General features: G+C 68.6%; 17 protein-coding genes and 1 pseudogene. 14 read left to right on the top strand and 4 right to left on the bottom strand.

The features are described 5' to 3' along the window. Positions 1-601 precede the first annotated feature (601 nt). Positions 602-1,267, bottom strand: a complete 666-nt coding sequence (msrA, locus tag Q0P60_RS04150) for a peptide-methionine (S)-S-oxide reductase MsrA (RefSeq protein WP_294989244.1) — start codon at positions 1,265-1,267, stop codon at positions 602-604. Between the two features lie 30 nt (positions 1,268-1,297). Beyond that, complete coding sequence (locus Q0P60_RS04155) at positions 1,298-1,561, bottom strand: DUF2007 domain-containing protein (RefSeq protein WP_294988644.1); 264 nt, start codon at positions 1,559-1,561, stop codon at positions 1,298-1,300. Positions 1,562-1,737: 176 nt separating this feature from the next. Here Q0P60_RS04155 and Q0P60_RS04160 point away from each other — a divergent pair, with 176 nt between their 5' ends. The 6 genes from Q0P60_RS04160 to Q0P60_RS04185 all read left to right on the top strand — a co-directional run bounded on the left by Q0P60_RS04160 (position 1,738) and on the right by Q0P60_RS04185 (position 7,125). Continuing rightward, entirely contained in the window at positions 1,738-3,486 is a 1,749-nt protein-coding gene (locus Q0P60_RS04160) for a glutamine--tRNA ligase/YqeY domain fusion protein (protein WP_294988647.1), read from the top strand. A gap of 43 nt (positions 3,487-3,529) precedes the next feature. Next, entirely contained in the window at positions 3,530-4,183 is a 654-nt protein-coding gene (locus Q0P60_RS04165) for a hypothetical protein (protein WP_294988650.1), read from the top strand. 47 nt (positions 4,184-4,230) lie between these two features. Further along, entirely contained in the window at positions 4,231-4,953 is a 723-nt protein-coding gene (locus Q0P60_RS04170; protein WP_294988653.1) for a DUF6348 family protein, read from the top strand. Positions 4,954-5,050: 97 nt separating this feature from the next. Then, a complete protein-coding gene (locus Q0P60_RS04175) occupies positions 5,051-5,611 on the top strand; it encodes a nucleoside deaminase (RefSeq protein ID WP_294988656.1) in 561 nt (186 codons plus the stop codon). Continuing rightward, on the top strand, positions 5,595-6,662 hold the full coding sequence (rlmM, locus tag Q0P60_RS04180; RefSeq protein WP_294988659.1) for a 23S rRNA (cytidine(2498)-2'-O)-methyltransferase RlmM: 1,068 nt from the start codon (positions 5,595-5,597) through the stop codon (positions 6,660-6,662). The genes Q0P60_RS04175 and rlmM overlap by 17 nt, the downstream gene beginning before the upstream one ends. Before the next feature lie 64 nt (positions 6,663-6,726). Beyond that, positions 6,727-7,125 carry an EF-hand domain-containing protein gene (locus tag Q0P60_RS04185; protein ID WP_294988662.1) on the top strand — a complete coding sequence of 133 codons (399 nt, stop codon included), beginning with the start codon at positions 6,727-6,729 and terminating at the stop codon, positions 7,123-7,125. A 69-nt stretch (positions 7,126-7,194) separates the two neighbouring features. Here the strand turns inward: Q0P60_RS04185 and Q0P60_RS04190 are convergent, their stop codons facing one another. Together Q0P60_RS04190 and ubiH are read right to left on the bottom strand one after the other, a co-directional pair. Further along, positions 7,195-8,376: a UbiH/UbiF family hydroxylase gene (locus Q0P60_RS04190; protein ID WP_294988665.1), complete on the bottom strand. Its 1,182-nt coding sequence runs from the start codon at positions 8,374-8,376 to the stop codon at positions 7,195-7,197. Beyond that, entirely contained in the window at positions 8,373-9,581 is a 1,209-nt protein-coding gene (gene ubiH, locus Q0P60_RS04195) for a 2-octaprenyl-6-methoxyphenyl hydroxylase (RefSeq protein WP_294988668.1), read from the bottom strand. Before ubiH ends, Q0P60_RS04190 begins: the two co-directional genes overlap by 4 nt. A gap of 108 nt (positions 9,582-9,689) precedes the next feature. Between ubiH and Q0P60_RS04200 the strand changes: the two genes are divergently transcribed. From Q0P60_RS04200 to apaG, 8 genes and pseudogenes are all read left to right on the top strand, one after another. Beyond that, positions 9,690-10,274 carry a hypothetical protein gene (locus Q0P60_RS04200; protein ID WP_294988671.1) on the top strand — a complete coding sequence of 195 codons (585 nt, stop codon included), beginning with the start codon at positions 9,690-9,692 and terminating at the stop codon, positions 10,272-10,274. 8 nt (positions 10,275-10,282) lie between these two features. Continuing rightward, the gene (locus Q0P60_RS04205) at positions 10,283-10,837 is read left to right on the top strand and encodes a cob(I)yrinic acid a,c-diamide adenosyltransferase (protein ID WP_294988674.1); all 555 of its coding nucleotides are present in this window, start codon (positions 10,283-10,285) and stop codon (positions 10,835-10,837) included. Positions 10,838-10,846: 9 nt separating this feature from the next. Beyond that, a complete protein-coding gene (locus Q0P60_RS04210; protein WP_294988677.1) occupies positions 10,847-11,785 on the top strand; it encodes a histone deacetylase family protein in 939 nt (312 codons plus the stop codon). 89 nt (positions 11,786-11,874) lie between these two features. After that, complete coding sequence (gene lptD / locus Q0P60_RS04215; protein WP_294988680.1) at positions 11,875-14,355, top strand: LPS-assembly protein LptD; 2,481 nt, start codon at positions 11,875-11,877, stop codon at positions 14,353-14,355. Further along, positions 14,352-15,680 (top strand): annotated as a pseudogene (locus Q0P60_RS04220) (peptidylprolyl isomerase); the annotation flags it as partial. The gene lptD and the pseudogene Q0P60_RS04220, both read left to right, overlap by 4 nt. Before the next feature lie 18 nt (positions 15,681-15,698). Next, positions 15,699-16,679: a 4-hydroxythreonine-4-phosphate dehydrogenase PdxA gene (gene pdxA / locus Q0P60_RS04225; protein ID WP_294988685.1), complete on the top strand. Its 981-nt coding sequence runs from the start codon at positions 15,699-15,701 to the stop codon at positions 16,677-16,679. Beyond that, the gene (gene rsmA / locus Q0P60_RS04230) at positions 16,676-17,479 is read left to right on the top strand and encodes a 16S rRNA (adenine(1518)-N(6)/adenine(1519)-N(6))-dimethyltransferase RsmA (protein ID WP_294988688.1); all 804 of its coding nucleotides are present in this window, start codon (positions 16,676-16,678) and stop codon (positions 17,477-17,479) included. The genes pdxA and rsmA overlap by 4 nt, the downstream gene beginning before the upstream one ends. Before the next feature lie 13 nt (positions 17,480-17,492). Further along, positions 17,493-17,876, top strand: coding sequence for a Co2+/Mg2+ efflux protein ApaG (apaG, locus tag Q0P60_RS04235; RefSeq protein ID WP_197595269.1), 384 nt, complete (start codon positions 17,493-17,495; stop codon positions 17,874-17,876). Positions 17,877-17,890: the final 14 nt, after the last annotated feature.

Genomic DNA, 17,890 nt, shown 5'->3' on the forward strand with positions numbered 1-17,890 from the left:
CATCCATGCGGCGGACACTCCCGCGAACCCAACCCGCCCCGCCCTCTGACAGTTTCCTGTGGCCGCCCGCCACGGAAGGAAGAAGGAAGTGCAGAGCGGGTCGCGCGCTTCGCTTGCTCGGAGCGGAGCATGGCTCCGCTCTACAGAAAGCACTGCAGGATCAAACAAAAAGGACGCGGCGAAAGCCGCGTCCTTTTTCCTTTCCATCAGTTCGTCAGTAACCCAATGCTCTTTCCCACCGTCACCGGGAAACTGTCAGGGGTGGGGCGGTGTGGGCTGGCAGGACCGTTGGCGCCATGGGCCAGTCGCATGCGACTGGCGGGTTGGGCAGGACGCCCAACCCCGGTCTTGCCGTGTGCGCAGGACAGCGCACGCGAGCAAGGCGCCATCGAGCCCCCATGGGCGAGGGCGCTTTGCTTGCGAAGCACTGCTTCGCAAGCGCCCGAACGCACAGCCGCCAGCGGCTGGGCCGGACCCCGGAGGGGGGTTTACGGCGTGTCCTGCCAACCCACACCGCCCCACCCAACCCGCAGAAACCCAGAGCCGCTTTGGCTGTTGACGTTGATTTTGACGTTGCCCGCCGCAGGCGGACCACCGCGCGTCAGCGCGGCGCCTCCACATCCAGGCCGATCGGGCAGCTCACGCCGGTGCCGCCGATGCCGCAGTAGCCGTTCGGGTTCTTCGCCAGGTACTGCTGGTGGTAATCCTCGGCGTAGTAGTACTCCGGTGCCGGGTACACGATCTCGGTGGTGATCGGGCCGTAACCGGCCGCATCCAGCTGCGCCTGGTAGGCCTCGCGGCTGGTCAGCGCAGCTTCGTACTGGGTCGGGTCGGTGGCATGGATCGCCGAACGGTACTGGGTGCCGGTGTCGTTGCCCTGGCGCATGCCCTGGGTCGGGTCGTGGCTTTCCCAGAACAGCTGCAGCAACCGTTCCAGGCTCACCAGCGCCGGGTCGAACACCACCTGCACCACTTCGGTGTGCCCGGTCAGGCCCGAGCAGACCTCTTCATAGGTCGGGTTCGGGGTGAGGCCACCGGCATAGCCGACCGAGGTGCTGTACACCCCCGGCTCGGTCCAGAACTTGCGCTCGGCGCCCCAGAAGCAGCCCAGCGCAAAGCGGATCTGCTGCAGGCCGGCGAAGCGGTCCTTCAGTGGATGGCTGTTCACGAAGTGCTGGTTGCTGTGCAGCGGCAACGGCTGCTCGCGTCCCGGCAGCGCCTCTTCCGGGCGCGGCAGGCGCTGCTTGAAGGCCCCGATGCCGAGGATGCCCTGGCCAATTCCCAACATGATGCGCTCCTACGCCGGCTGTCCGGCCCAATCGTCTGCATCGGAAATGGGGTCGCCCGGCGCCGCGCCCAAGTCCAGCGCGGCAACGATGTCCTCGGCCTGCGGGCGTGCCGCATCCGGGATGCCGACCCGCAACACGCCGAACAGGGGCAGCTCGCCCATGCCGCCCAGCAGCTGCTCGCCGAACACGAAGGCCGGGATGCCGGCGTCTTCCAGCGCGTGCTTGACCAGGTGGGCGTCGAACAGGTTGTCGGCCTTGTAGACGATATGCATGGCGCATCTCCTCGGGGCAGGCTTCCAGCATACGCCCGGGCGCTGAATGCCGCCGGTGACGGCCCATGACCGTTGCGCCGGCCAGCGGCCGGTGCTACCGGGAGAGGGGCACCGCCGGGCAGCCCTGCCCGGTACGCGCTAGACTGTTGATCTTTCTGCCTCTCTTTCGCCGCCTCATGTCCGAGCACACCCCCGCCAGCCCCGAGACCCCCGCCGACAGCCACGAGAAGCGCGATTTCATCCGCCAGATCGTGCGCGAGGACCTGGCCAGCGGAAAGCACCAGGCGATCAAGACCCGTTTCCCGCCGGAACCGAACGGCTACCTGCACATCGGCCACGCCAAGTCGATCTGCCTGAACTTCGGCATCGCCGGCGAGTTCAGCGGCGTCTGCAACCTGCGCTTCGACGACACCAACCCGGCCAAGGAAGATCCGGAATACGTGGCCGCGATCCAGGATGACGTGCGCTGGCTGGGCTTCAGCTGGAACGAACTGCGGCATGCCTCGGACTACTTCCAGACCTATTACCTGGCGGCCGAGAAGCTGATCGAGCAGGGCAAGGCCTATGTCTGCGACCTGTCGGCCGAGGAAGTGCGCGCCTACCGCGGCACCCTGACCGAGCCGGGCCGCCCGTCGCCGTGGCGCGACCGCAGCGTCGAGGAAAACCTCGACCTGTTCCGCCGCATGCGCGCCGGCGAATTCCCGGATGGCGCACGCACCCTGCGCGCGCGCATCGACATGGCCAGCGGCAACATCAACCTGCGCGATCCGGCGCTGTACCGCATCAAGCACGTCGAGCACCAGAACACCGGCAACGCGTGGCCGATCTACCCGATGTACGACTTTGCCCACGCACTGGGCGATTCGATCGAGGGCATCACCCACTCGCTGTGCACGCTGGAATTCGAAGACCACCGCCCGCTGTATGACTGGTGCGTGGACAACGTCGATTTCGCCCATGACGACGCGCTGACCCAGCCGCTGGTCGATGCCGGCCTGCCGCGCGAAGCCGCCAAGCCGCGCCAGATCGAATTCTCGCGCCTGAACATCAACTACACGGTGATGAGCAAGCGCAAGCTGATGGCGCTGGTCACCGAGCAGCTGGTGGACGGCTGGGAAGACCCGCGCATGCCGACCCTGCAGGGCCTGCGCCGCCGCGGTTACACCCCGGCAGCGATGCGCCTATTCGCCGAGCGCGTGGGCATCAGCAAGCAGAATTCGCTGATCGACTTCAGCGTGCTGGAAGGCGCCCTGCGCGAAGACCTGAACAGCGCCGCCGCGCGCCGCATGGCCGTGGTCGACCCGCTCAAGCTGGTACTGAGCAACCTGCCGGAAGGCCATGAAGAGCAGCTGACCTTCAGCAACCACCCAAAGGACGAGAGCTTCGGCAGCCGCCAGGTCCCGTTCGCACGTGAAGTGTGGATCGACCGCGAGGACTTCGCCGAAGTGCCGCCGAAGGGCTGGAAGCGGCTGGTACCGGGCGGCGAAGTGCGCCTGCGCGGCGCCGGCATCATCCGCTGCGATGAAGTGATCAAGGATGCCGACGGCACCATCACCGAACTGCGCGGCTGGCTGGATCCGGAATCGCGTCCGGGCATGGAAGGCGCCAACCGCAAGGTCAAGGGCACCATCCACTGGGTCAGCGCCGTGCATGGCGTGCCGGCCGAGATCCGCCTGTACGACCGCCTGTTCTCGGTGCCCAACCCGGATGACGAGTCGGAAGGCAAGACCTACCGCGACTATCTCAACCCGGAATCGCGCCGCACCGTCACCGGCTATGTCGAACCGGCCGCGGCCAGCGCCGCGCCGGAGCAGTCGTTCCAGTTCGAACGTACCGGCTACTTCGTCGCCGACCGCCGCGACCACACCGAGGCCAAGCCGGTGTTCAACCGCAGCGTGACCCTGCGCGACACCTGGTCGGCCTGAGGACCTGCGCGGGCGCCGGGACGGCGCCCGCACGCCCGCCACGATGACCACCGCCCTGTCCGCCCTGCTCTGGTTCCTGTCACAGCATCCGCTGCTGACGTTCTTTTCGGCGATGGTGCTGGCCGGGCTGGTCTCGTGGTGGCGACGCTTCCCGGGCTACGCGATCGTGGTGTTCCCGCTGGCGATGCTCAACATCTTCCTCGGTCACTTCCTCAACGCCGCCTTCCTCAACGTAGTGGGAGAGCGCGGCGAAGCGGTGATCGTGAAGTCGGAGCAGACCAGCTCGACGATGAACGAGCAGTACATCTGGCGCTATGAAGCGGTGCTGCGCACGGCCGAGGGCCGCGATGTGGAGGTGGTGTTCCATACCAACACCGCCTCGCTGTGGCCGCTGGAGAACGCGATCCGCATTCCGGCGCAGGACCAGCCGTTCGTGGTGAAGTACACGCCGGGCTTCCCGCGAAACTTCGTCATCCTCACCAACGAATCACCGCACGGTATCGCCGAGGCCCGTGCCAACGCGCGCGAGCGCGTGGAGGTCGCGGCGCGCAAGCTGCATTTCAGCCCCGGCAACGCCGCTTTCCGCGCGGACTATCGCCGCGAGCTGGAAACCTGGCTGCGCGACCAGGGCGACGACCCTCAGCAGCAGTCCGACGCGCAGCGCTATCGCGCTGAACTCGACGCCCTCGATCACTAGGTCCAGGCCCTGCCTGGAGGTTCCACCCCATCCCCCACAGGCCTGACATGACCACCCCCTCCACTGCCCTCCTCCCACTGCTGCAGCAGGCGCTGCAGGACGGCGGCATCGCCTGCCGGACCGACGACGGCGCGCTGCTGCTGGACAGCGGGCTGCGCCTGACCCCGCACGCGATGGCCGCGCAGGCGCGCGACAACGGCGGCTGGCAGACCTCGACCGTCATCGAGACCCAGCACCCCGTGCTGTTCGCCGATGGCCTGTTCGAGTACCAGCACGCCAACGGTGCCGACGAGCGGGCCTCGCTGCTGTCCGGCTTCCAGGCATGGGTGCGGGTGGACCTGGCGACCCTGCAGACCGCGATCGGCGCCGAGGACGCACAGGGCCTGCCGATGATGGGCCTGGCCTATCCAGCCGGCGACGACGGCGAGGAACACCAGCGCACCGTCGTGCTGGGGCCGCTGGCCCACTACCGCGCACGCGAGGTGGATGCCTCCACCTGCAGCGAAGACGACCACGGTTCCTGCCCGTGCTGCCTGTTCACGCGCAGCATGGATGCCTTCGACGAGCTGCTGAAGGCGCGCCAGTTCCTGGCCATCCGCCTGTTCGCCTCGCGCGATGCCGATGGCCTGTGCGAGGCCGATTGCCGGGTCAACGGCCATGACTTTGCCGCCGCCCTGCCCCTGCTGCGCGCCTATGCCGCCAGCTGGCCACAGGCCGGGCTGGAATTCCGCAAGCAGTACGTGGTGATCCGCACCGGTTCGCCGGCCTGACCCGCGCCCACACCCGATACAGGCCGGTGCGGCTACACTGCGCGCCGGTTTCCCAAGCAACCGCACCTTCTTCCATTCCCTACGAGGCACCCCCGCGATGCTGTACGCGCAAGTCCACCTGACCCTTCCCGCCTGGATCCACGACCAGATCGACCTGGATCGTCGATATCCGGGCGATGAGGCCAAGGTCGCGCTGGCGATCGAACTGTCGCGGCTGAACGTCGAGCACGCCAGCGGCGGCCCGTTCGGCGCGGTGGTGTTCGGCCCGGATGACAAGGTCATCGCCGCGGGCGTGAACCGGGTGATGCCGCACGCGACCTCGCTGGCGCACGCCGAGAACATGGCCTACATGCTGGCCCAGCAGCGCCTGCAGACCCCGCGCCTGAACGCGGTGCTGTCGCCGGTTACCCTGGCCACCAGCTCGCAGCCCTGCTGCCAGTGCTACGGCGCCACCGTGTGGGCCGGCATCGACCGCCTGCTGATCGGCGCCAATTCGGCCGACGTCGAGGAACTGACCCCGTTCGATGAAGGCCCGCTGCCGGCCGACTGGGTTGGCGAACTCAACAAGCGCGGCATCGAAGTGGTGCAGGGCCTGAACCGCGACGCCGCACGCAGCGTGCTGCGTGCCTATGGGGAAGGCGATGGCGCCCGTTACTGAGGCCGGCATCGGCCTGCTGTGCCTGTGCCGGCAGGGCTTCGAGCCCGAGCTGGCCGGTGAGCTGCAGTTCCGCGCCGGTGAAGCCGGGTTCGCCGGCTATGCGCGCACCCAGCGCAATGACGGCTACGTGCTGTTCATGTGCGACGAGGCGGCCGCATTGGCACCTCGCCTGCGCTGGCGCGAGTTGATCTTCGCGCGCCAGAAGCTGGTGGTGCTGGCCGAACTGCCGCAGCTCGACCCGAGCGATCGCATCACCCCGATGCTGGAGGTGCTGGCCGATGCGCCGCGCTTCGGCGACCTGTGGGTAGAACACCCTGATTCCGACGCCGGCAAGCCGCTGTCCGGGCTGGCCCGGGCTTTCGGCAATGCGCTGCGCCCGGCGCTGCGCAAGGCCGGCAAGCTCAGCGACAAGCCGAACAACCGCCTGCCGCGCCTGCATGTGGTGTTCGTCGACGGTACCCATGCCTTCGTCTGCGTGGCAGATCCGGCCGACAGCGCACCATGGGCGCTGGGCATTCCGCGCCTGAAACTGCTGCCGGAAGCGCCCTCGCGCTCGGCGCTGAAGCTGGACGAAGCCCTGCTGACCCTGCTGACCCCGGAAGAACGCGAGGCGCTGGCCAAGCCCGGCATGCGCGCGGCCGACCTCGGCGCCGCACCGGGTGGCTGGACCTGGGTGCTGACCCGCCAGCACATGCACGTACTGAGCATCGACAACGGCCCGCTGCGCCAGCACGTGCTGGACACCGGCCTGGTCGAGCACCTGCGCGCGGACGGATTCCACTGGCACCCGGAACAGCCGCTGGACTGGATGGTCTGCGACATGGTCGAGCAGCCGCGCCGCGTGGCCGAGCGCATGGCCACCTGGTTCCGCGAAGGCTGGTGCAGGCATGCCATCTTCAATCTGAAACTGCCGATGAAGAAGCGCTGGGACGAAACGCGCCTGTGCCTGGACCTGTTCCAGGACCAGGCCGGCAAGCCACTGGTGGTCCGCGCCAAGCAGCTCTATCACGATCGTGAAGAGATCACCGTACTGGCCTCGCCGCTGCGCTGATCCGTCATCGGCGGCACAGGTTGCCGGGAGTACGCTGCCGGTATCCCCTGGCAAGGAGCCTGTGATGAGCATTGCGCGTTGCACTGTCCTGTTGGCCGCACTGCTGGCCACGGCCCCCGTCGTGGCCCAGCATGCACCGTCCACGCCGGCGCAGAGCCGGCCGCTGGGCCCGACCGGCGGCGCGATCCGCCAGCAGCCGCTGGGCGCTGGCCAGGTCACCGGCAGTGTCGAGATTGCACAGCCGGCCGGCGAGGCGCAGGTGACGGTGCGTTCGCTGGAACCGAGCAGCGTGATCGGCCAGTACCGCTTCCGCTTCAGCGACCTTGACGTCAACGGCGACGGTTTCATCAGCCGCCAGGAAGCGCAGGCCAACCCCGCGCTGGCGGATGAATTCAACTCACTGGACCGCAGGCACCGCGGCAAGCTCGACCGCGCCGACCTGGCCGGCTGGCTGACCGACTGAAAAAGGGGACGGAGGGGATTAAGTCGTTTGTGCCACAAACGACTTAATCCCCTCCGTCCCCTTTTTGTTCTAGACGCCGGCGGCGCGTTTCCAGAACGCCTGCACCAGCGGCGGCCATTTGCCGACGCAGCCCAGCGCGCGGCCGCGGGCCAGGGTCAGGTGCATTTCGTCGTTGGAGAACAGGCGGTTGATCGCATCAAAGCTGTAGGCAGCGATGTGGTTGTCGCTGCGTCGCTCACGCGCCCAGCGCTGCAGGCGCTGCGGTGACAGCCGCGGCTGGCCGCGGCGCTCCGCGGACGGTGCCAGCCACTGCTGCAGGGCCGCGACATCACGCAGCCCCAGGTTCACGCCCTGCCCGGCCAGCGGGTGCACCACGTGCGCGGCATCGCCCAGCGCCAGCACGCGGCCGGCCACGTAGTGACGGGCCAACTGCCGGCGCAGCGGGAACGCGGCTCGCGGCGATGCCAGCCGCAACTCACCCAGGCGCGCAGCAAAGGCACGGGTCAGTTCCCGGTTGAAGGTGTCTTCATCGAGTGCCAGTACGCGCGCGGCTTCATCTTCGGGCAAGGTCCAGACGATCGAGCTGCGACGCTCGGCAACCGGCAGCAGTGCCAGCGGCCCGGTCGGCAGGAAGCGCTGCCAGGCGGTGGCCTGGTTCGGCAGTTCACTGTCCACGTAGGCCACCACGCCGCGCTGGTGGTAGTCATGCCGTTCGACCTCGATCCCGGCCAGCTGGCGCAGGGTCGATTCGGCACCATCGGCCGCCACTGCCAACGCCGCTTCCAGGCGACGGCCGTCGTCCAGGCGCAGGCGCACGCCTTCTTCGTCCTGCTCCAGCGCCTCCACCCGTGCCGGGCAGTGCAGCTGCACCCCAGCCGCCGGCAGCGCGGCCCACAGGCGATCCTGCAACAGGCCGTTCTCGACGATGTAACCCAGTTCGCGGCGGCCGAACCGATCGGCGTCGAACAGCAGATCCTCACCCCCGGCCGCATCCCATACCTGCATGCGCCGGTAGGGCCAGGCGCGGGCCTGCGCGATCGCCGACCACACACCGAGGCGGTGCAACAGCTGGACGTTGTCAGCGGCGAATGCGAACACGCGCAGGTCCGGCTGCGTGGCCTGCCACGGCGACGGTTCGCGGCCTTCCACCAGCGCAACCGAGAGCCCGGCCTCGGCCAGTGCCAGCGCTGCGGCCGCCCCCACCACGCCACCGCCGACGATGGCCACATCCAGGCGCGCGCGCCGGCTCATGCGGCTTCTCCGCGGCACAGGCGTGGCACTTCGCCACGGAATCCCATGGCCCCGCCGACCAGCATCGACTGCACCGACGCACGCTGCGCGGCGACCAGGCCGAGGCTGCGCAACGGCCGCAGCAGCGGTGCCGGGTTGCTGGTCAGGCGGGCCAGGCCACCGGAGAACGCCACCGTCTGCCGGCGGTCTTCCTCGCGGCGGGCCACATAGGCCTGCAGCAGCGCATCGCTGCCGGCATCATCGTGCGCATCCTCCAGCAGTTCGGCCAGGGTCAGCGCATCGCGCAGGCCCAGGTTGAACCCCTGCGCGCCCAGCGGGTGGATGGTCTGCGCGGCATTGCCAAGCAGCACCGTGCGTTCAGCGGCCAGCGCGCGGGCCAGCACCTGGATCAGCGGGTAGGCACTGCGCGGGCCGGATTCAAGCAGGCGGCCGGCACGCCAGCCGATCGCCGCCTGCAGGCGCTGCAGCCACGCGGCATCGTCCAGCGCCATCACCGCATCGGCCTGATCGCGTGCCACGCCATGCACGCAGCCGAAGTGGCGGTCGCCGCGCGGCAGCAGCGCGGTCGGGCCGGTATCGGTGAAGCGTTCCCAGGCCGTGCCGTCGGGCGCGCGCTGGCTGCGCACGCGGGCCACGAACAGGGTCTGCTGGAAATCATGGCGATCGACCTCGATGCCCAGCGCGTCGCGCACGCCGCTGCCGGTGCCATCGGCACCGACCACCAGCCGGGCCAGCAGCACGCGTTCGCCGGCCTCGTCGGCCACCCGCACCTGGCGGTAGCCATCGACCACCGGGCCCAGCCCGAGGAATCGCATCGGCCGGTATCGGCGCAGCCGCGGCAGCTCCTGCAGGCGTGCTTCCAGCGCCTGGCCGAAATCACGCGCGACCACCACCTGGCCGAACCACGGCCGATCGTAATCGGCTGCGTGCAGCTGCACGCGGCCGAAATCGCCAGCGCGGCTGACATGGATGTGACGGATCGGACCGGGTGCCATCGCCAGCTTCTGCATCACCCCCAGCGCGGTGAGCGCGTTGACGGTGGCCGCAGCAAAACTGAGGTTGCGCTGGTCGAACACCGCCGGCAGCTCGCCGGCCGGGCTGGCCTCGAGCAGGCCCACGTCGCGACCCAGGCGGTCCAGGGCAATGGCCAGGCTGGCGCCGACCAGGCCGCCACCGACGATCAGCACGTCATGTCGTTCACTCATGCGTTCATGATACGCGCTCGCCCCGACTGTACGCCGAACGGGACAGCGCCTGCGCCAACCTGCGCGGCGGGCTAGAATGAAACCTGAATCCGCCCCGGGCCCGCCACCATGTCCGACACCGCCAACCGCGCCTTCGTCCTGTCCGTACTCGTACTGCTGCTGGCGGCGACCCGGGTCAACCACTTCGCGGCGATCCCCGATGCCTCCTGGGCCGTGTTCTTCATCGGCGGTTTCTACCTGGCGCGCTGGACACGCTGGGCGTTCCCGCTGCTGATGGTGTTCGCGGTGCTGGTCGACTGGATCGTGATCCGCAGCAGCGGCCTGGACTTCTGGCAGCACTACTGCGTGTCGCCGGGCTACTGGCTGCTGCTGCCAGCGTATTTCTCGCTGTGGGCCGGCGGCATGCTGCTGGGCCGCAACTACCAGAGCGCGCGCTGGCCGGTGCTGGCCAAGGGCGCCTTGCTGCTGGTGGCCTCGGTGGCGGTCTGCCACCTGCTGGCGCAGGGTGGCTTCTACTGGAGCAGCCGCAACGTGGCCGAACCGACCGTGGCCGGCTGGGCACAGAACTACGCGCAGTGGTTCGGGCCGTACCTGCGCACCACCGCGATCTACGTGGCGCTGGCCGCTGCCCTGCAACTGGCCGTGGAGCAGGTACTGAAGCTCCAGCAGGCCCGCCGCGACATCCGTCACTGAGCCGCACCATGGGTCATCGCCTCTCGCGCATCTACACCCGCACCGGCGACGACGGCAGTACCGGCCTCGGCGATGGCCAGCGCGTAGCCAAGGATGACGCCCGCGTGGCCTCCTACGGCACCGTTGACGAGGCCAATGCCGCACTCGGCCTGCTGCTGGCGACCGCTCTGCCCGAAGACGTGCGCGCACTGGTCGTGCACCTGCAGCACCAGCTGTTCGACCTGGGCGCCGAGTTGTGCATTCCCGGCCACGCGGCCATCCATGCCGCCGATGTTTCGGCGCTGGAGCAGCAGCTGGACCACTACAACGCCGGCCTGCCGATGCTGAAGGAGTTCATCCTGCCGGCGGGGGGAGAGGCCGCCGCGCGCTGCCATCTGGCACGCACCATCGTCCGCCGTGCCGAGCGCGAAACGGTCACCCTGGCCCGCCGCGAACCGGTACGCAGCGAGGCGCTGCAGTACCTCAACCGGCTGTCGGACCTGCTGTTCGTGCTGGCCCGGGTGCTGGCCCGTGCCGATGGCCAGGGCGAGGCGCTGTGGCAACCACAGCAGCGCCAGCGCTGAGTCGGCACGATGCTGGTCTATACCCACCCGTCCTGCCTGCTGCATGACCCCGGCCCCGGGCATCCCGAATGCCCGCAGCGCCTGCAGCGCGTGCTTGATGCCCTGCACGCGGCCTTTCCCGGCCAGCTTGAATGGCGCGAAGCCCCGCCCGCCAAGTTCGGCGAGCTGACCCGAGTGCATGACAGCGCCCTGCTCGACTTCGTGCTGCAGCCGCAGACAGCCCCCTTGCGCCAGCTGGACATGGACACCTGGACCTCGCCGGGCTCGGCCAGCGCCGCCGTGCATGCCGCCGGCGCCGGCGTGGCCGCGGTCGATGCGGTGATGCTGGGCGACGACCCGCTGGCCTTCTGCGCGGTGCGGCCACCGGGCCACCACGCCACCAGCAGCACCGCGATGGGCTTCTGCCTGCTCAACAACATCGCCATCGCCGCCGCCTACGCCCGTGACCGCCACGGCCTGGAGCGGATCGCCGTGGTCGACTTCGACGTGCACCACGGCAACGGCACCCAGGACATCTTCCAGCACGATGCCCGGGTCTCGTACTACAGCACCCACCAGGCCGGGTTGTTCCCCAACTCCGGCCTGCGCCGCGACCGCGGTGCCGGCAACCTGATGAACATCCTGCTGCCCCCGGGCAGCGGCGGCTTCCGCTTCCGCAATGTCTGGGCCGACGAGATGCTGCCGGCGATCGACGACTTCCGCCCGCAGCTGCTGCTGATCTCGGCCGGCTTCGACGCCCACCTGCGCGATCCGCAAGCCGACCTGATGCTGGAGACCGACGATTTCGCCTGGATCACCCGTGAACTGCATGCGCTGGCGCGTCGCCATGCGGCCGGCCGGGTGGTGTCGATGCTGGAGGGCGGCTACGACCTGCAGGCCCTCGCAGAGTGCAGCGTGGCGCACGTCCAGGCCCTGATGTCAGCGGCCTCCGGTGCCACCGCCGGATGAACCCGAACCGGCAGTCTCCGGCGCCCTTCATTGCCCCTATGCAAGGGATGGGGCAAGCTACCGTCCGTTTTCGCCCGAATCCGAACCGCGTGCGCCGAGCCCTCCGCCTGCTTCCCCTGCCTCTGAGCATCGCCATCAGCCTGCCGGCGATGGCCGATGAAAAGCCGCTCAACTGGGGCCTGTGCCCGGCCACCGACGTCATTCCCGCGTTCACCGACGCGCCGACCCCGATCCCCGGCCAGGACAAGGCCAGCGCCGCCGCCGCGCGCGAGAAACAGCCGACCGACATCGAGGGTGACCAGCTGCTGGGCACCACCACCGTGCCGCAGTACGAGGGCAACGTGGCGCTGCGCCGGGGCGACCAGTTCGTCGGTACCGACAAGCTCAGCTTCGATACCGAGACCGGCAACTACATCGCCGACGGCAATGTCCGCTACCAGGACGGGTCGATCCGGATGATCGCCAAGCGCGCCGAGGGCAACCAGGAAAGCGACACCCACAAGATCTCCGACATCAAGTACCAGCTGGTGTCGCGCCGCGGCAACGGCGATGCCGAGTCGGTCGACCTGCAGGGCGCGGTCGGCCAGATGCATCGCTCCACCTACACCACCTGCGACCCGTCGCAGCCGGTGTGGAAGCTGTCGGCGCCGCAGATTGAAGTGGACAACGACGAAGGCTTCGGCACCGCCCGCAACGCCGTGCTGCGCATCGGCAAGGTGCCGGTGCTGTGGGCGCCGTACTTCAAGTTCCCGATCGATGACCGCCGCAAGACCGGCCTGCTGTTCCCGCAGCTGGGCATGTCCGGCCGCAACGGCGTCGACTACGCGCAGCCGATCTACTTCAACCTGGCGCCGAACTACGACGACACGCTGACCCCGCGCTACATGAGCCGGCGCGGCCTGCTGCTCGACAACGAGTTCCGCTACCTCTACAACGGCGGCCGCGGCGAGGTATTGACCTCGTTCATGCCCAACGACCGCCTGCGCGACCGCGACCGCGGCCGGGTGATGTTCACCGGCTACCACAACGTGGACAGCCACTGGCAGGCGCGCGCCAACCTGGCCTGGGTCAGCGACGAGCGCTATGTCGAGGACTTCGCCAACCGCCTGGTCGGGGTGACCGCCTCCAACCTGCAGAGCACGGTTGGCCTGTACGGCACCGGCAAGAACTGGACGGCCGGCATCATGGCCGACCGCTTCCAGCTGACCGATTACACCCTCAACGAGAGCGCGCTGCCCTACAACCGCCAGCCGCGCCTGTACTTCAACTGGGACAAGCCGGTCCTGCCGTGGCTGGAAACCGGCGTCTACGCCGAAGCCGTGCGCTTCACCCACGACGACATCAACTTCAAGTACGACGCCAGCGCCGGCCCGGACCTGCAGTACACCCGCACCGGCCAGGTCCAGCGCATGTATGGCGGTTCGCGGCTGGACCTGAAGCCGTACGTGTCATTCCCGCTCAGCGGCGCGGCCTGGTACATCACCCCGACCCTGGCCTACCGCTACACCGGCTACCAGCTGGACCGCGGGCTGGCCGACCAGGTGCGCGCCAGCGTGCTGAGTTCGCAGGGTATCAACCCGGCCACCGCGACCCCGGAACAGCTGCGCGGCAACACCTCGCCCAGCCGCAGCCTGCCGATCGGCAGCATCGACGCCGGCCTGTTCTTCGACCGCGAGACCAGCATCCGCGGCAAGTCGTTCCTGCAGACGCTGGAACCGCGCCTGTTCTACCTGCGTACGCCGTACCGCAACCAGGACGACCTGCCGATCTTCGATACCCGTGACTTCACCTTCAGCTGGGGCCAGCTGTTCCGCGATTCGCGCTATACCGGCGCCGACCGCCAGAACGATGCCAACCAGCTGACCCTGGCACTGGGTACCCGCTTCATCGACCAGACCACCGGCAAGGAACGGTTCTCGGCCGCGATCGGCCAGATCCAGTACTTCGACGAGTCGCGGGTGACCGTGGCCCCGGGCGGTGCGCCGGTGGAGAAGGGCAAGTCGGCCTGGATCGCCGACGGCAACTACATGATCAACGACCGCTGGACCCTGGGCGCCACCTACCAGTGGGACCCGAAGTACAAGCGCGAGGATCTGGCCAGCGTCCGTGCCCGCTACCTGATGCCCAACGATGGCGTGGTCAACCTGAGCTACCGCTACCGCATCAATGCCGGTGCCGCGGCGGGCGCCAACAAGCATGACCGGACCCTGCTGGAGCAGGCCGACCTGTCGTTCCTGTACCCGCTGAATGCGCGCTGGAGCCTGGTGGGCCGGTATTACTACTCGCTGCAGGACAAGGAACCGCTGGAAATCATCGCCGGCGTGCAGTGGGACAGCTGCTGCCTGGCCGTGCGTGCGGTCGCCCGCCGCTACGTCCGCAACCGCGAAGGCGAGATGAACAATGCCATCCAGGTGGAGTTCGTTCTCAAGGGCCTGAGCTCCATCGGCCAGGACACGGACCGCACCCTGCGCCGTGCTATCCTCGGCTACAACCGCGACGACCTCTATCTCGTGCCGCCCAGCAACACCGGGGCGACCCGGGATGACTACGATCCGAATCTGATCCCATGACCAAGCGCTTCCCCGTTCTACTCGCCTCGCTGCTGGCGGTGTCCAGCGTGTCCGCCCCCCTGCAGGTGCTTGCCCAGGAGGCGCGACCGCTCGACCGCATCGCCGCCGTCGTCGATGAGGACGTGATCCTGCAGAGCGAGCTCCAGCGTGCGATCGCCAACATCAAGGCGCAGTACGCCGGCCGCGAAAACCAGTTGCCGCCGGAAGACGTGCTCAGCCGCCAGGTGCTCGAGCGCCTGGTGCTGGTCAAGCTGCAGGTGGCGCGTGCCCAGGGCAGCGGCATCCGTGTCGGCGACCAGGAGCTGAACCAGGCGATGAACACCATCGCCCAGCAGAATGGTTCGACCCTGGATGCGCTGCGCCAGCGCCTGGCCCATGACGGCATCGATTTCAACGATTTCCGCGCCTCGGTGCGGGACGAGATCACCGTGCAGCGCCTGCGCCAGAGCTTCGCGCAGAGCCGCATCAGCGTCAGCGAGGGCGAAGTCGACGCCGCGCTGAAGCAGCAGGCCACGGCCGGCAACCAGTACCACCTGGCGCACATCCTGATCGCCCTGCCCGACGGCGCCAACGCCGACCAGATCGCCACCGGCCAGAAGAAGGCCGACGGCGTGAAGGCCCTGCTGGACAAGGGCGAGCTGGACTTCAATGCGGCCGCGGTCCGCTATTCGGACAGCCCCAACGCGCTGGAAGGCGGCGACCTGGGCTGGCGCAGCCTGGATGAAATCCCGCAGGCCTTCGCGCAGATGATGGAAAAGATGAAGGCCGGTGAAGTGGTCGGCCCGATCCGCGGCCCCAGCGGCTTCCAGCTGCTGAAGCTGGTGGAAGTGCGCGATGCCAGCGCCGCCACCGGTGGCAGCACCGTCACCGAGTACCATGGCCGCCACATCCTGGTGCGCGTGGATGACCACCAGACCGACGCGGCCGCCAAGGCCAAGATCGATACCCTGCGTGCCCGCATTGCCGGTGGCGCGGACTTCGAGACCGTGGCCAAGGAGTCCTCCGAGGACAACAACAGCAAGGGCCAGGGCGGCGATCTGGGCTGGTTCCCGGCCGACGCGTTCGGTCCGGCGTTCGGCCAACAGGTGTCCGGCATCCAGGATGGCGGCGTCAGCCAGCCGTTCCGTACCGATGCCGGCTGGCACATCGTGCAGCGCGTGGCCACCCGCCAGACCGACGTGACCAACGACAACCAGCGTGCGCAGATCCGCGAGACCATCGGTCGCCGCAAGCTGGAAGACGAGTACAACCGCTTCCTGCAGGAGCTGCGTGGCGAAGCCTACGTCAGCTTCCGCAGCGGTGACCGCGCGGAAAACACCGCCACCCCGCCGCAGTCCTGACCGATGCGCCCCGAGCTCGCTCTGGTACCGGGCGAGCCCGCCGGGATCGGCCCGGAACTGTGTGTCCGCCTTGTCCAGCAGCCGCGCGAAGATTGCCGGCTGCTGGCCTTCGCCGACCCGGACACCCTGCGCGCGGCCGCCGCCGCGCTGAACCTGCCCCTGCAACTGCTGCCCGAGGACGCCGAAGCCCGCGTCCCCGGTGATCTGCGCCTGCGCGCCGTCGGCAACGCCACCGCCAGCCGGTTCGGCCAGGCCAACCCGGCCAATGCCGGCGCGGTCATCGGCGCCCTGCTCGGCGCCGGCCAGGCCTGCCTGTCGGGCGAGCTGCAGGGAGTGGTCACGGGCCCGGTGCACAAGGCCGTCATCAATGAGGGCGGCATCGCCTACAGCGGCACCACCGAACTGCTGGCCGACCAGGCCGGGGTCAAGGTGGTGATGATGCTGGCCAACCACATCGTGCGCGTGGCGCTGGCCACCACCCACCTGCCGCTGCGCGAGGTGGCCGACGCCATCACCGCCCCCGGCCTGGAACACACCCTGCGCACCGTGCATGCCGCGCTGCGGCGCGAGTTCGGCCTGCCTGCACCGCGCATCGCCGTGCTCGGCCTGAACCCGCACGCGGGTGAAGACGGCCATCTTGGCCGCGAGGAACTGGACCTGGTCATTCCGCTGCTGCAGCGCCTGCGCGCCGAGGGCATGGACCTGGCCGGGCCACTGCCGGCCGACACCGCGTTTCTGCCCGCCAAGCTGGCCGGTTTCGACACCGTGCTGGCGATGTACCACGATCAGGGCCTGCCGGTACTGAAGTATTCGGGCTTCGAGCAGGCGGTGAACCTGACCCTGGGCCTGCCCTACCCACGGGTGGCGGTGGACCATGGCACCGCGCTGGACCTGGCCGGCCGCGGCATCGCCGATCCCTCGAGTCTGCAGGCGGCAACGACGCTGTGTGCGCAGCTGGCGCGGCAACGTACACTGAGCGCATGAATTCCCCGCATTCCCCCTCCGGCCCGGTGTTCACCGCCCCGGCCAAGAAGCAGCTTGGCCAGCATTTCCTGGCCGACCGCCACTACATCGACAAGATCGTGATGGCGGTCAACCCGAAAGATGGCGATCGCCTTGTCGAGATCGGCCCGGGCCAGGGCGCGATCACCCTGCCCCTGCTGCGCGTGCATCCCAAGCTGACGGTGATCGAGTTCGACCGCGACCTGATCGCGCCGTTGACCGCTGCCGCCGAACCGCTGGGTGAGCTGACCATCGTGCACCGCGACGTGCTGCGCGTGGACTTCACCGCGCTGGCCGACGGCCAGCCGATCCGCCTGGTCGGCAACCTGCCCTACAACATTTCCTCGCCGATCCTGTTCCATGCGCTGGAACATGCCGCGGTGATCCGCGACATGCACTTCATGCTGCAGAAGGAAGTGGTCGACCGCATGGCCGCCGGCCCCGGCAGCAAGGTCTATGGCCGCCTCAGCGTGATGCTGCAGGCGTACTGCCAGGTAACCTCGCTGTTCGTGGTGCCGCCGGGTGCCTTCCGTCCGCCGCCGAAGGTCGATTCGGCCGTGGTGCGGCTGGTGCCGCGTGACCCGGCCACGATCAACATCAATGACCACAAGCGCTTCGCCGAAGTGGTCAAGGCCGCCTTCGGCCAGCGCCGCAAGACCCTGCGCAACGCCCTGAACAACGTGGTGTCCGCCGAGCAGTTCGTGGCCGCAGGCGTGCGTCCCGATGCCCGCGCCGAACAGTTGGACGTGGCCGAATTCATCGCTTTGGCCAATGCCTCCTGATTACACTGCCGGTATGGAAGACGCTGACGTTTATGCCATCTCCGTCGAAGTCGCGCCGCGCTTCCTCGACGATCAATCCACCCCGGAAGACGGCCGCTACGCGTTCGCCTATACGATCCGCATCCACAACCAGGGGCGCGTTGCCGCGCGCCTGGTGGCGCGCCATTGGCGCATCACCGATGCCAACGGCCGCGTCGAGCATGTCGACGGCGATGGCGTGATCGGCGAGCAGCCACGCCTGCGCCCCGGTGAAGACTTCCGTTACACGTCCGGTGTCATGCTGGGGACCGATCACGGGACCATGCAGGGGCACTACGACATGGTCGCCGACGATGGCACCGAATTCGCCGCGCCGGTCGCACCGTTCGTGCTGGCCGTCCCGCGTACCCTGCACTGACACGGAGGCCGAAC

Source organism: uncultured Stenotrophomonas sp. (assembly GCF_945952405.1).
Lineage (GTDB): Bacteria > Pseudomonadota > Gammaproteobacteria > Xanthomonadales > Xanthomonadaceae > Stenotrophomonas.